15 protein-coding genes are annotated in these 12826 nt (G+C 67.3%); 12 read left to right on the plus strand and 3 right to left on the minus strand.

Translation table 11 applies throughout. From position 1 onward, the window contains the following. Positions 1 to 72: 72 nt before the first annotated feature. Together ACZK13_RS13615 and ACZK13_RS13620 are read right to left on the minus strand one after the other, a co-directional pair. Positions 73 to 615, minus strand: coding sequence for a CbrC family protein (locus ACZK13_RS13615; RefSeq protein WP_180837524.1), 543 nt, complete (start codon positions 613 to 615; stop codon positions 73 to 75). Positions 616 to 693: 78 nt separating this feature from the next. Next, positions 694 to 1032 carry a HesB/IscA family protein gene (locus ACZK13_RS13620; protein ID WP_006376495.1) on the minus strand — a complete coding sequence of 113 codons (339 nt, stop codon included), beginning with the start codon at positions 1030 to 1032 and terminating at the stop codon, positions 694 to 696. Positions 1033 to 1160: 128 nt separating this feature from the next. Between ACZK13_RS13620 and asnS the strand changes: the two genes are divergently transcribed. The 12 genes from asnS (at position 1161) to ACZK13_RS13680 (ending at position 11717) form a co-directional block, all read left to right on the plus strand. Further along, complete coding sequence (asnS, locus tag ACZK13_RS13625; protein ID WP_049400203.1) at positions 1161 to 2555, plus strand: asparagine--tRNA ligase; 1395 nt, start codon at positions 1161 to 1163, stop codon at positions 2553 to 2555. A 30-nt stretch (positions 2556 to 2585) separates the two neighbouring features. Beyond that, positions 2586 to 2885 carry a hypothetical protein gene (locus ACZK13_RS13630; RefSeq protein ID WP_005417403.1) on the plus strand — a complete coding sequence of 100 codons (300 nt, stop codon included), beginning with the start codon at positions 2586 to 2588 and terminating at the stop codon, positions 2883 to 2885. Positions 2886 to 2892: 7 nt separating this feature from the next. Next, positions 2893 to 3207, plus strand: coding sequence for a hypothetical protein (locus ACZK13_RS13635; protein ID WP_006453002.1), 315 nt, complete (start codon positions 2893 to 2895; stop codon positions 3205 to 3207). Positions 3208 to 3214: 7 nt separating this feature from the next. Then, the gene (locus ACZK13_RS13640) at positions 3215 to 3853 is read left to right on the plus strand and encodes an FMN-binding negative transcriptional regulator (protein ID WP_180837523.1); all 639 of its coding nucleotides are present in this window, start codon (positions 3215 to 3217) and stop codon (positions 3851 to 3853) included. Positions 3854 to 3925: 72 nt separating this feature from the next. Next, entirely contained in the window at positions 3926 to 4588 is a 663-nt protein-coding gene (can, locus tag ACZK13_RS13645; RefSeq protein ID WP_014037740.1) for a carbonate dehydratase, read from the plus strand. Between the two features lie 19 nt (positions 4589 to 4607). Continuing rightward, complete coding sequence (locus ACZK13_RS13650; RefSeq protein WP_032127723.1) at positions 4608 to 5129, plus strand: 3-hydroxyanthranilate 3,4-dioxygenase; 522 nt, start codon at positions 4608 to 4610, stop codon at positions 5127 to 5129. 218 nt (positions 5130 to 5347) lie between these two features. Beyond that, the gene (gene kynU / locus ACZK13_RS13655; RefSeq protein WP_032127677.1) at positions 5348 to 6622 is read left to right on the plus strand and encodes a kynureninase; all 1275 of its coding nucleotides are present in this window, start codon (positions 5348 to 5350) and stop codon (positions 6620 to 6622) included. A 31-nt stretch (positions 6623 to 6653) separates the two neighbouring features. Further along, entirely contained in the window at positions 6654 to 8021 is a 1368-nt protein-coding gene (locus ACZK13_RS13660) for an FAD-dependent oxidoreductase (protein ID WP_032127676.1), read from the plus strand. Next, the gene (sbcB, locus tag ACZK13_RS13665; RefSeq protein WP_180837521.1) at positions 8021 to 9460 is read left to right on the plus strand and encodes an exodeoxyribonuclease I; all 1440 of its coding nucleotides are present in this window, start codon (positions 8021 to 8023) and stop codon (positions 9458 to 9460) included. Before ACZK13_RS13660 ends, sbcB begins: the two co-directional genes overlap by 1 nt. Beyond that, positions 9457 to 10143 (plus strand): DUF2461 domain-containing protein, encoded by a 687-nt coding sequence (locus ACZK13_RS13670; RefSeq protein WP_032127674.1) that lies wholly within the window; start codon positions 9457 to 9459, stop codon positions 10141 to 10143. The genes sbcB and ACZK13_RS13670 overlap by 4 nt, the downstream gene beginning before the upstream one ends. Beyond that, the gene (locus ACZK13_RS13675; RefSeq protein WP_253144061.1) at positions 10143 to 11123 is read left to right on the plus strand and encodes an aldo/keto reductase; all 981 of its coding nucleotides are present in this window, start codon (positions 10143 to 10145) and stop codon (positions 11121 to 11123) included. Before ACZK13_RS13670 ends, ACZK13_RS13675 begins: the two co-directional genes overlap by 1 nt. A 42-nt stretch (positions 11124 to 11165) precedes the next feature. Beyond that, positions 11166 to 11717 (plus strand): DUF2939 domain-containing protein, encoded by a 552-nt coding sequence (locus ACZK13_RS13680; protein WP_253144059.1) that lies wholly within the window; start codon positions 11166 to 11168, stop codon positions 11715 to 11717. Between the two features lie 136 nt (positions 11718 to 11853). Here the strand turns inward: ACZK13_RS13680 and ACZK13_RS13685 are convergent, their stop codons facing one another. After that, a complete protein-coding gene (locus tag ACZK13_RS13685; RefSeq protein ID WP_005417414.1) occupies positions 11854 to 12798 on the minus strand; it encodes a 5'-nucleotidase in 945 nt (314 codons plus the stop codon). Between the last annotated feature and the right edge of the window lie 28 nt (positions 12799 to 12826).

Here is a 12826-nt window from a genome sequence, read left to right on the forward strand (position 1 = left end):
CAGGAAGCCGCGCATTATGGCGCAGATGGGGTGGCTGGGCAACCGGCGGGTCACAGGGCAACCTGAACCGGGCTACCCCAGATCCACATGAAGGCGGTGCTGGCCGCATTCCAGGCACTGGAACAGGCAGCCAATCATCTCCCCGTCCCGGCTCAGGTGTTCCAGCACCCAGTCGGCGTCGCGCGGGTTGACCTCGATCACGACGGGCCGGACCTCGTCGAGGATGGGCTGGAGATCCTCGCTACCGGCGTAACCGAGGAAGGCGCAGGGCCGCTCACAATGGCTGAGCCAGACCGACTGCTGCCAGGACGAGTAGCCCGGGGTGCGCTCGCAGATCTCCAGCAGCAGCTCGCGGGCGATGGTCGGCGGCGGATCGGCCGGATCCGGGGATACCCCCTCGATATCGCTCCAGCCGGTGAATTCACCCTCGTAACTGGCCGCTGCCCTGCCATCGGCGATACACCAGGGGCACAGGTAATCGGGGCTCAGAACGGAGTAGAACGGCCCCCGGTAGCGCAGTGTGCGCGGCTGACCGCAGCAGTCGCAGACCCCGTCGACCTCTTCGAAGGAGAGGGCGTAGGCGTTGGGGTGATAAATGAAAAGCGGTCGTTCCACCCGTGGATCCCTTCCCTGCCGACCAAGGTCGGCATCTACCAGCGCCCGGCCATGCCCGGCGGACGCCAGAACCAGCCCTCAGGCCTTGTCGGCGTCGGTGGTGAAGCTTTCACCGCAGCCACACTCGGCGGTGGCGTTCGGGTTGCTGAACGTGAACGTTTCGCTCAGGCCGTGCTTGCCGAAGTCGATCACGGTGCCGTCCACCAGCGCCAGGCTCTTGGCGTCGACGTAGATCTTCACGCCGTCCTGGTCGAACACGGTATCGCCCTCGCGCTCGTCGCGGGCCAGGTCGGTGATGTGACCCCAGCCCGAGCAACCGGTCTTGGTCACGCCGAAACGCAGGCCCAGCGCGCCGGGGGTCTGGGCGACAAAGCGCTGCACGCGCTCGAAGGCAATGGGGGTCAGGCTGACGGCCATGGGGCTACTCCATAGGTACGGGGACATTATAAGGAGCCGTTGCCACGAAAAATGCCTCGCAAGCAGAACGCTGCAACCGGTAAACTCCCGTGTTCACAGATCGAGTCGATCAGCAGAGGATTCAAGTCATGACGGTGGTCAGCGTTGAACATGCGCTTGCCGGGAAGATCCCGGAAGGCGGCGAAGTCACGGTACGCGGATGGGTGCGCACGGTGCGCGGTTCAGCGAATCTGGCCTTCGTGAATGTGAGCGACGGCTCCTGCTTCGCCCCGATCCAGGTCGTGGCCGGCGACAGCCTGGCCAACTTCGACGAAATCAAGCGCCTGACCAGCGGCTGCTCGGTCATCGCCACCGGCACCCTGGTGAAGTCGCAGGGCAAGGGCCAGTCGTTCGAGATCCAGGCCAGCACGCTGGAAGTGGTCGGCTGGGTCGAAGACCCGCTCACCTACCCGATCCAGCCCAAGCCGATGTCGCCGGAGTTCCTGCGCGAAGTGGCGCACCTGCGCCCGCGCACCAACCTGTTCGGCGCGGTCACCCGCATCCGCAACTGCCTGGCCCAGGCCGTGCACCGTTTCTTCCACGAGAACGGCTTCAACTGGATCAGCACCCCGATCATCACCACCTCCGACGCCGAGGGCGCCGGCCAGATGTTCCGCGTGTCCACCCTGGACATGGTGAACCTGCCGCGTGACGAGAAGGGCGCGATCGATTTCAGCCGCGACTTCTTCGGCAAGGAAACCTTCCTGACCGTGTCCGGCCAGCTGAACGTCGAGGCCTACTGCCTGGCGCTGAGCAAGGTCTACACCTTCGGCCCGACCTTCCGCGCCGAGAACAGCCACACCACCCGCCACCTGGCGGAGTTCTGGATGATCGAGCCGGAAATCGCCTTCGCCGACCTGGCCGAAGACGCGCGCCTGGCCGAAGAGTTCCTGAAGTACCTGTTCCGTGCGGTGCTGAACGAGCGTGGCGACGACCTGGCCTTCATCGCCGAGCGCGTGGACAAGAACGCGATCACCAAGCTGGAAGACTTCATCAATGCGCCGTTCGAGCGCATCGACTACACCGATGCGGTCAGCCTGCTGCAGAAGTCCGGCAAGAAGTTCGACTTCCCGGTCGAATGGGGCCTGGACCTGCAGACCGAGCACGAACGCTGGCTGACCGAAGAACACGTCGGCCGCCCGGTGGTGGTGACCAACTATCCGGAGCACATCAAGGCCTTCTACATGCGCCTGAACGACGACGGCAAGACCGTTGCCGCGATGGACGTGCTGGCCCCGGGCATCGGCGAGATCATCGGCGGCAGCCAGCGCGAAGAGCGCCTGGACGTGCTGGATGCGCGCATGGCCCAGTTCGGCCTGGATCGTGAGCACTACAGCTGGTATCGCGACTTCCGCCGCTATGGTTCGGTGCCGCACGCCGGCTTCGGCCTGGGCTTCGAACGCCTGGTGGTGTACGTCTGCGGGCTGTCCAACATCCGCGATGCGATCCCCTACCCGCGCGCCCCGGGCAGCGCGGACTTCTAAGCCCCACACGACCACGGAGGTACCGCTCCCATGACCCTGTTCTTCGCCCTCTGTTTCGTCGGCGTTGCAGTGGCCGGGTTCAGTGCCTTCGTGATCTTCTGGCCGCTGACCCTGGTGCACGTACGCGATCGCCATCCGGCGCTCGCCGAGCGCTTCGGCAGCGGTGCCTTCCTCAAGCCCGATGCCCTGGCCTGGCTGCTGCGCCGTGACTATCGCCAGCAGCCGGACCGCTCGCTGTCCGGGCTGGCGACGCCGGCCTGGGTATCGCTGCTGACCCTGCTGGCCGGACTGGGCATGGCCGCCCTGCTCTGGCTGGCCTCGCTCTGGTAACACATCCATGAATGACATCACCGCCTCGCGCGACAGCTGGTGGCTGGCCAGCCTCGGCAACACCCTGATCTGGGCGCGCCTGCGCGTGCGCCCGGCCGGCACCGCCGAAGTGCTCGACAGCGATGGCAACACGCTGAGCTATGACAGCGAAGACACCGCGCGTTCGCAGCTGTTCGACGCCGAATTCGTCGAGTACGACGGCCTGGACGAGGAAGACGCGCTGGTGCGCGGCTTCAGTCTGCACGAAGTGCAGCCGCCGCAGGCCGACAGCGATGAGGGCCTGCGCGGCCGCATGATCCAGTCGCTGGGCGGGCGCGCCTGACCCCTGCATGTTCACCCCGCGCGCCTTCGCCGAGACCGACCTGCTCTGGCTGGACCGCCTGCTGGCGCGCGACCCGTTCGTTACCGTGCTTACGCCCGGCAGCGATGGCCTGCCGGAGCTGACCCGGATGCCGGTGCTGTACCGGCGTGACGGCGACCAGATCGAACTGCGCGGCCACTGGGCGCGCGCCAACCCGCAGTCGCGCCACCGCGGCGCGGCCAAGGTACTGATCGATGGTCCGCATGGCTACGTCTCGGCCAGCTGGTATCCGGACAAGGAACCCGCTGCGCGGGTACCCACCTGGAACTACGCCGCTGCCGAGCTGCGTGGCCAGCTGCAGACCTTCGACGATACCGAGGCGCTGGCCGAACTGGTCGGCGCGATCAGCGACCGCTTCGAAGCGAGTGTCGGCCAGGCCTGGCAGTTCGATGCCACGCGTGCCGAACATGGCCCGGAGCTGCGCGCCATCGTCGGCTTCCGTTTCCAGGTCGAACAGGTGCAGCTGAAGCTCAAGCTGAGCCAGAACCATCCCGATGCGAACCAGCGCGCGGTGATCACCGAACTGGAACAGCTGGGCACCCCCGCTTCCACCGAGTTGGCGCAGTGGATGCGCTGGCACCGCGAACAGGCCGCCCGCAGCGACTGAACGCCCCAGATTCCCGCGACGACGCAGCCGGACGGCTGCGGCGCGCCCCCACCCGACGCCAGGGACCCATACATGAAAGACATCCACAAACTGCTGCAGAACAACCGCGACTGGGCCGACCGCATCGAGAAGGAAGACCCCGAGTTCTTCCACCAGCTCGCCAAGCAGCAGCACCCCGAATACCTGTGGATCGGCTGTTCCGATTCGCGCGTGCCGGCCAACCAGATCATCGGCATGGCCCCGGGTGAAGTGTTCGTGCACCGCAACGTCGCCAACGTGGTCGCCCACACCGATCTGAACTGCCTGAGCGTGGTGCAGTACGCGGTAGACCAGCTGAAGGTGAAGCACATCCTGATCGTCGGCCACTACGGCTGCGGCGGCGTGCATGCCTGCCTGCACAACACCCGCGTCGGCCTGGCCGACAACTGGCTGCGCCACGTTGGCGACGTGATGCAGAAGCACACCGGCATCCTCGATGCGATCGAGACCGACGAGCTCAAGCACGCACGCCTGTGCGAACTGAACGTGATCGAGCAGGTGGCCAACCTGTGCCGCTCGACCATCGTGCAGGACGCCTGGGCCCGCGGCCAGAAGCTGATGGTGCACGGCTGGGTCTACAGCCTGAAGGACGGACGCGTGCGCGAGATGGGCATCGACGTCGGTTCGCAGGAAGAACTGCAGCCGGCCTACGAAAAGGCCCTGTCCTACGTCCCGCGCAAGGGCAAGCGCGACTGATCCCTTACGGATGACCACCATGCTCGCTTCGCCGATCAACCTGCACGCTTGGATCGAAGAAAACCGCCACCTGCTGAAGCCGCCGGTGGGCAACAAGATGATCGACAACGGCGACTTCATCGTGATGGTGGTGGGCGGGCCGAACTCGCGTACCGACTTCCACTACGACGAAGGCCCCGAGTGGTTCTACCAGCTCGAAGGCGAGATGGTGCTGAAGGTGCAGGAAGACGGCGCAGTGCGCGACATTCCGATCCGCGCCGGCGAGATCTTCCTGCTGCCGGCAAAGGTTCCGCACTCGCCGCGGCGCCCGCCCGGTGGTATCGGTCTGGTGGTCGAGCGCAAGCGCCTGCCGCACGAGATGGACGGCGTGATCTGGCACTGCGAGCGCTGCAACCACAAGCTGCACGAAGAGTATTTCCCGCTGCAGAACATCGAAACCGACCTGCCCAAGGTGTTTGCGCGCTATCACGCCAGCCTGGAACTGCGTACCTGCAGCGAGTGCGGGCACGTGGACCCGCTGCCGGCGCCAGCGGTCGGCTGAGCCTCGAACGGTAGTCGCCCACCCTGGTGGGCGCATGCTCGCCCCCGCTCTGGTAGATGCCCACCTTGTAGATGCCCACCTTGGTGGGCGCTTGCTTGTACGTGCGCCAACCAAGGTTGGCGACAACCGGGTCATGCGGCGCTGGCGTTGGGTTGGCAGCTACCGGGCCATGCCCCAGGCGCTACACTGGCGGTCCCGTTGCAGCCTGTTGCCCGACCATGTCCGACCTGCTCAGCCGCACCCACGCCATTGCCCTGGACGCCGCCGATCCGCTGCGCCCGCTGCGCAATGAATTCCTGATTCCGCGCCATGGCGGCGGCGAGCAGACCTACTTCGTCGGCAACTCGCTGGGCCTGCAGCCGCGTGGCGCGCAGGCGGCCGTGCAGGAAGTGATGAAGCAGTGGGGTGAGCTGGCGGTGGAAGGCCACTTCACCGGCCCGACGCAGTGGCTGTCCTACCACCGCCTGGTGAGCGCGCAGCTGGCCCGCGTGGTCGGTGCGCTGCCCAGCGAGGTGGTTGCAATGAACACGCTGAGCGTGAACCTGCACCTGATGATGGTCAGCTTCTACCGGCCCACGGCCGAGCGCCCGGTGATCCTGATGGAAGCCGGCGCATTCCCGACCGATCGCCACGCGGTGGAAGCACAGATCCGCTTCCATGGTTTCGACCCGGCCGAGTGCCTGGTGGAAGTGCAGCCGGACGAGGCCAACGGCACGATTTCACTGACCGCGATCGAGCATGCCATCGCCGAGCACGGTTCACGCCTGGCGCTGGTGCTGTGGCCCGGCGTGCAGTACCGCACCGGCCAGGCCTTCGACCTCGATGCGATCACCCGCGCCGCACGCCTGCAGGGCGCGCGTATCGGCTTCGACCTGGCACACTCGGTCGGCAACCTGCCGCTGCGCCTGCATGACGTGGCCCCTGATTTCGCCGTGTGGTGCCACTACAAGTACCTCAACAGCGGCCCGGGCGCGGTTGCCGGCGCCTTCGTCCACGAGCGCCATCACCGCGACACCAGCCTGCCGCGCTTTGCCGGCTGGTGGGGCCATGAGGAATCCACCCGCTTCCAGATGGCACCGCAGTTCACGCCGGCCATCGGTGCCGAAGGCTGGCAGCTGAGCAATCCGCCAATCCTCGGCCTGGCGCCGCTGCGCGCCTCGCTGGACCTGTTCGAGCGCGCCGGCATGGAGGCGCTGCGCAGCAAGTCGCTGGCACTGACCGGCATGCTCGAAGCACTGGTCCGTGCGCGCCTGTCCGGCGTGCTGGACATCATCACCCCGGCCGAGCCGCAGCGCCGTGGCTGCCAGTTGTCGCTGCGCGTGATCGGTGGCCGCGAGCGCGGCCGTGCGCTGTTCGAGCATCTGCGCGGCATCGGCGTGCTCGGCGACTGGCGCGAACCCGACGTGATCCGCATCTCGCCCACGCCGCTCTACAACCGCTACCTGGACGTGCACCACTTCGTCGAGGAAGTGGAAGCCTGGGCCGGCCTCTAAGCCGGCCCCTCCCCTACTGCTGGACAGTTCGTTGATCGCACACGCTTCCCGCTCGTTGAGCATTATCGGTGCCGGCCTTGCCGGGTCCCTGCTGGCCATCCTGCTGTCACGCCAGGGCTGGCGCATCACCTTGTACGAACGCCGCGGCGATCCACGCGTGGCCGACTACGAGAGCGGCCGCTCGATCAACTTGGCGTTGGCCGAGCGTGGGCGCAACGCACTGCGTCAGGCGGGCGTGGAAGACGAGGTGATGGCGCGCGCGGTGATGATGCGCGGGCGCATGGTGCACCCGCGCGAGGGCGAACCGCAGCTGCAGCGCTATGGCCGCGACGACAGCGAAGTGATCTGGTCGATCCACCGCAGCGACCTGAACACCACGCTGCTGGAGCTGGCCGAACAGGCCGGCGCCACCGTGCACTTCCATCGCCGCCTGCACACCGTCGATTTCGATGCGGGTTACGCACGCTTCATCGATGACCGTGACGACAGCCCGCACGACATCCGTTTCGACACCCTGATCGGTGCCGACGGTGCCGGTTCGGCACTGCGTGCGGCGATGAACCGGCGCGCGCCGCTGGGTGAGGACATCGCCTTCCTCGACCACTCCTACAAGGAGCTGGAGATCCCGCCGGCTGCCGATGGCAGCTTCCGCATCGAGCGCAATGCACTGCACATCTGGCCGCGCGGCCACTACATGTGCATCGCCCTGCCCAACCATGAAGGCACCTTCACCGTCACTCTGTTCCTGCCCAACCAGGGCGACCCCAGCTTCGCCACGGTCAACACCGGCGCACAGGCCGAGGCGCTGTTCGCGCGCGAGTTCGCCGACACCCTGCCGTTGATCCCGAACCTGCGCGCGGACTGGGAGCAGCATCCGCCGGGCCTGCTTGGCACGCTCACTCTGGAACGCTGGCACCAGCAGGGCCGCGCCGTGCTGATCGGCGACGCCGCGCATGCGATGGTGCCGTTCCATGGCCAGGGTATGAACTGCGCGTTCGAGGACTGCGTTGCGCTGGCCCGTCACCTGATGGAGGCCGATGATCTGGAAGGCGCGTTCGCCGCGTTCGAAGCCGAGCGCAAGCCAAATGCGCGCGCAATCCAGCAGATGGCGCTGGAGAACTACCTGGAGATGCGCGACCGCGTGGCCGATCCCGCCTTCCTGCTGCAGCGCGAGCTGGAACAGGAACTGCAGCGGCGCTGGCCGACCCGCTTCGTACCGCACTACACGATGGTCACTTTCCTGCACACGCCGTACGCCGAGGCGCTGCGCCGCACCGAACTGCAGCGCGACATGCTGGTGGCCGCCACCGCCGGTCACGATTCACTGGACAACATCGACTGGACCGCACTGGAAGCACAGATCCACGCCCAGCTGCCGGTCCTGGAGGGCGCGCACTGATGGCTGACAGCTTCCTGTTCTACGACCTGGAAACCTTCGGCCAGGACCCGCGGCGCACGCGCATCTCGCAGTACGCCGCGATCCGTACCGACGCCGATCTCAACGAAATCGACACGCCGGTCAGCTTCTTCGTGCGCCCGGCCGATGACCTGCTGCCCTCGCCGATGGCCACGCTGGTCACCGGCATCACCCCGCAGCAGGCACTGGCCGAGGGCATCAGCGAGGCCGAGGCCTTCGATCGCATCAACGAGCAGCTGTCGCGCCCCGGCACCTGTGCGCTGGGCTACAACACGCTGCGCTTCGACGATGAGTTCGTCCGCTACGGCCTGTTCCGCAACTTCCACGACCCGTACGAACGCGAGTGGCGCAACGGCAATTCGCGCTGGGACCTGCTGGACATGCTGCGGCTGATGCGCGCGATGCGCCCGGACGGCATCCGGTGGCCGCTGCGCGAGGATGGCGCCACCTCGTTCAAGCTCGAGCACCTGGCCGAGGCCAACAACGTGCGCGAAGGCGATGCGCACGAAGCGCTGTCCGACGTACGCGCCACCATCGGCATGGCACGCCTGTTCAAGCAGTCGCAGCCACGGCTGTGGGAGTACGCGCTGAAGCTGCGCGACAAACGCTTCGTCGGCAGCCTGCTGGACGTGGCCGCGATGAAGCCGGTACTGCACATTTCCATGCGCTACCCGGCCAGTCGCCTGTGCGCGGCCCCGGTGCTGCCGCTGGCCGCGCACCCGACCATCAACAACCGGGTGATCGTGTTCGACCTGGAAGGCGAGATCGACGATCTGCTGGAACTGCCGGCCGAGGTGATCGCACAGCGCCTGTACATGCGCGCCAGCGAGCTGCCCGAAGGCGTGGCGCGGGTGCCGCTGAAGGAAGTGCACCTGAACAAGGTGCCCGCGCTGATCGCCTGGAACCACCTGCGCGCCGATGACCACGCGCGCCTCGGCCTGGACGTGGCCGCGATCGAGGCCAAGGTGGAACGCCTGCGCGCGTTCGCCCCGCAGCTGGCCGAGAAGGCCCGGCAGGTCTACAACCAGCCCCGCGCCGCCACCGTGGCCGATGTCGATGCCTCGCTCTACGACGGCTTCCTCGGCAATGGCGACAAGCCGCTGCTTGCGCTGGCACGCACCACCGCGCCGGAGCAGCTGGCCGCGCTGGAAGGCCGCTTCCGCGACCCGCGCCTGCCGGAGCTGCTGTTCCGCTACCGCGCGCGCAATCATCCCGACAGCCTCGCGCCGGCTGAACGCCAGCGCTGGCAGGATTACCGCCGCCAGCGCCTGCTCGGAGATGGCGGGCTGGGCGAACTCAACCTGCCCCAGTACCAGCAGCAGCTCGATGCACTGGCCGCTGAAGCGCCCGACGACGCGCGGCGCCAGGCCCTGCTGCAATCGCTGCGCGACTGGGGCCAGCACCTGCAGGAGACCTTGTGAGTACCTATTTCTCGGACGCCAGCTTCAAGTTCCTGCGCAGCCTGGCGCGGCATAACGACAAGGCGTGGTTCAACGACCACCGCCAGCAGTATGAAGACCACGTGCGGCAGCCATTCCTGCGCCTGCTGGGTGACCTGCAGCCGGCGCTGGCCGAGGTCAGCGACCACTTCCGCGCCGATACCCGCGGCGTCGGCGGCTCGCTGTTCCGCATCCATCGCGACGCGCGCTTCTCCAACGACAAATCCCCGTACAAGACCTGGCAGGGTGCACGCCTGTTCCATGAGCGCCGCCGCGAGGTGGCCGCGCCCTCGTTCTACGTGCACCTGCAGCCGGGCGAGAGCTTCGTCGGTGCCGGCCTGTGGCATCCGGAACCGGAGACCCAGCGCCGCGTGCGCCACTTCATCCTCGACAACCCGGGCAGCTGGAAGGCCGCAGCGCATGCACCGGCCCTGCGCAAGCGCTTCGACTTCGAAGAGAGCGAGAAGCTGGTGCGTCCGCCGCGCGGCTTCCCGGCCGACTTCGAATTCATCGACGACCTCAAGCACCGCAACTGGGTGATGTGGCGCTCGCTGGACGACGCCACCATGACCGGCCCGCGCCTGCTGTCCACGCTGGGCAAGGACCTGGCCGCGCTCGGCCCGTTCGTCGACTACCTGTGCGCGGCGCTGGACCTGGAATTCTGATGCCGTTGGCACAGCAACGCCGCACGCTGGGCCGCACCGGCCTGGCGGTTTCGCCGGTGGGCCTTGGCTGCTCCGGCTTCTGGGGGCATCGCCGCTTCCCGGAACAGTCGGCCGCGCACGTGGTCGAGCATGCACTGGCACAGGGCGTGAACCTGTTGGACACCGGCCACAACTATTCCGGTTTCCACGCCGAGCCGCGACTGGGCCGCATCCTGCGCCCGTTGCTGAAGCGATACCCGCGCGAGTCGCTGGTGATTTCCAGCAAGGGCGGCACGCTGACCGGCCAGGCCGGCGTCAGCGGCGCCGAGCAACGCAATTTCTCGCCGGCAGCCATCACTGCCAGCTGCGAGGCCTCTCTGCGCAACCTCGGCCTGGATTACCTGGATATCTACCAGCTGCACGGTGCCAGCCAGCACGACATCAACGATGACCTGCTGGCCGCGCTGCAACGCCTGCGCGAACGCGGGCTGATCCGGCACACCGGCATCAATACGCACACGGCATCGACCCTGCGCTGGATGATCGACCATCCCACGCTGTTCGACGTGGTGCTGCTCGATTACAACGCCCTGCAGCAGGACCGTGAACCCCTCATCGACCAGTTGCACGCGGTGGGCATCGGCGTACTGGCCGGCACCGTGCTGGCGCAGGGCCATCTGCTGCCACCACGCCCGCGCCTGCCACGACCGGCGGATGCCTGGTACCTGGCCAGGGCCTGGCTCAAACCGAGCAGCCGCACACTGATGCACAGCGCACGCAACATGCGGAAGGCACTCGCCGCCATCCGCAGCCAGCGCCCGGCCCAGACCGCGTTTGCCTACGCCCTGGGCCATCCCGGCGTGGCCAGTGGCATCCTGGGCACCACCCGCACCGGCAGCCTGGACGAAGTACTGGCGACGCGGCTTGAGGCACTGACCGCAGCCGAACGCCAGCAGCTGGTGGACGCCTTCGGTGATGGCCGCGGATCTCCCAGTCATTGAGTCTTCACCCCATGCTGCTGCGGTTGCGGCAGTCTGGGCGGCATGAAGAAACTCACCGCACTCGTTGGGCTGCTGGTCCTGGCCTTGGCCGCCTGGTGGTTCGGCGGCCCGTACATGACCGTCAATGGCCTGTCCAAGGCCATTGAGCAACGCGACACCGCGCGCCTGGAGCGTTACGTCGATTTCCCGCGCGTGCGCAGCAGCCTGCGCGCGCAGCTCAATGACTATCTGGTGCGCCAAGCCGGCCCGGATGTGGCGGCCAGCCCGTTCGGTGCCCTGCTGTACGGGCTGGGCGACCAGCTTGGTGGTGCCGCGGTGGACACCATGGTGACCCCGACCGGGATCGGCGCGATGCTGCAGGGCCACGTGCTGTGGAAGCGTGGCCGCAATGAACTGCAGGGCGGCGATGCCTTCGGCCCGACCGAACCCGCGCGGCCGCTGAAGCATGCCGAACATCATTTCGAAGCGCTGGACCGCTTCGTGATCGATGTCGATCGCGGCCCCGGCCAGCCGCCGATGAAGGTGGTGCTGGAACCGCAGGGCCTGCGCTGGAAAGTGGTGGACCTGCAGCTGGGGATGTCCGGCAGCCCTTGACGGGACCCGTGGCCCGACGGCAATGCCAACCAAGGTTGGCGACTACCGGGGCATGGCGCTCTGGTAGATGCCCACCTTGGTGGGCATGGATGCATGGCAGTGCCAACCAACGGTTGGCACCCACCCGGCATGGTTTTCACCCCTCGTTGGCAACGCCATGCGGCACGTGGCCGGCGGCTACATGCTCTCGGGCGCTGTCGATGTTGTGCTGCGAATCATCGAAGAAGATGTCGGCGCCGAACGCCTGCAGGAACGGGCCCTTGTGGCGGCCACCGAGGAACAGCGCTTCGTCCAGGCGCACACCCCACTCACGCAGGGTGCGGATCACCCGTTCGTGCGCAGGTGCCGAACGCGCGGTCACCAGTGCGGTGCGGATCGGTGCACTGTCTCCGGCCGGGAACACTTCCTGCAGCGTGTGCAGCGCCGACAGGAAGCCACGGAACGGCCCGCCGCTGAGCGGCTCGCGGGCGCGCTCGCGTTCGTGGCGGCCAAAGGCTTCCACGCCCTGCTCGCGCGAAATGCGCTCACTCTCGTCGCCGAAGATCACGGCGTCACCGTCAAAGGCGATGCGCAGCTGGCCGGCCGGGCGACCGGTATCGATCTGGTCGGCCGCCGCAGCGGCGGTCTCGCCCGGCGGCTTGGGCAGGATGGTCGCCGCCGCGATGCCATGGCGCAGCGCGCTGCGCACCGATTCGGGGTTGGCCGACAGGAACAGGTCGGTGCCGAATGGCTTCACGTACGGCCAGGTCGGCTCGCCGGCGGTGAACGTTGCGCGGATGATGCCCAGGCCGTAGTGCTGGATCGAATTGAAGATGCGCAGGCCGGTATCGGCCGAATTGCGCGACAGCAGGATCACCTCGACCCGCGGGTTCTCCGGGCTGGCGCCCTGATTCAGCGCCAGCAACTTGCGCACCACCGGGAAGGCCACGCCGGGCCCGAGGATATCGTCCTCGTGCTGGCGCTGGAATTCGGCATAGGCCGCCACGCCATCGCTCTCGAACAGCGCATGGCTTTCCTCGAGGTCGAACAGGGCGCGCGAGGTCACCGCGACGGTCAGCAAACGGGGGGAGTTGTCGCCCATCGGTGGGGGTCCTTCAAGCGGTCGGCGG

The sequence above is a fragment of the Stenotrophomonas sp. 99219_Sma genome, assembly GCF_056480785.1.

Excerpts from the sequence above, each read along its gene's own strand:
- ACZK13_RS13620 (WP_006376495.1), bottom strand. The coding sequence starts at position 1,032 with ATGGCCGTCAGCCTGACCCCCATTGCCTTCGAGCGCGTGCAGCGCTTT.
- asnS (WP_049400203.1), top strand. The coding sequence starts at position 1,161 with ATGACGGTGGTCAGCGTTGAACATGCGCTTGCCGGGAAGATCCCGGAA.
- ACZK13_RS13630 (WP_005417403.1), top strand. The coding sequence starts at position 2,586 with ATGACCCTGTTCTTCGCCCTCTGTTTCGTCGGCGTTGCAGTGGCCGGG.
- ACZK13_RS13635 (WP_006453002.1), top strand. The coding sequence starts at position 2,893 with ATGAATGACATCACCGCCTCGCGCGACAGCTGGTGGCTGGCCAGCCTC.
- ACZK13_RS13640 (WP_180837523.1), top strand. The coding sequence starts at position 3,215 with ATGTTCACCCCGCGCGCCTTCGCCGAGACCGACCTGCTCTGGCTGGAC.
- can (WP_014037740.1), top strand. The coding sequence starts at position 3,926 with ATGAAAGACATCCACAAACTGCTGCAGAACAACCGCGACTGGGCCGAC.
- ACZK13_RS13650 (WP_032127723.1), top strand. The coding sequence starts at position 4,608 with ATGCTCGCTTCGCCGATCAACCTGCACGCTTGGATCGAAGAAAACCGC.
- kynU (WP_032127677.1), top strand. The coding sequence starts at position 5,348 with ATGTCCGACCTGCTCAGCCGCACCCACGCCATTGCCCTGGACGCCGCC.
- sbcB (WP_180837521.1), top strand. The coding sequence starts at position 8,021 with ATGGCTGACAGCTTCCTGTTCTACGACCTGGAAACCTTCGGCCAGGAC.
- ACZK13_RS13675 (WP_253144061.1), top strand. The coding sequence starts at position 10,143 with ATGCCGTTGGCACAGCAACGCCGCACGCTGGGCCGCACCGGCCTGGCG.
- ACZK13_RS13680 (WP_253144059.1), top strand. The coding sequence starts at position 11,166 with ATGAAGAAACTCACCGCACTCGTTGGGCTGCTGGTCCTGGCCTTGGCC.
- ACZK13_RS13685 (WP_005417414.1), bottom strand. The coding sequence starts at position 12,798 with ATGGGCGACAACTCCCCCCGTTTGCTGACCGTCGCGGTGACCTCGCGC.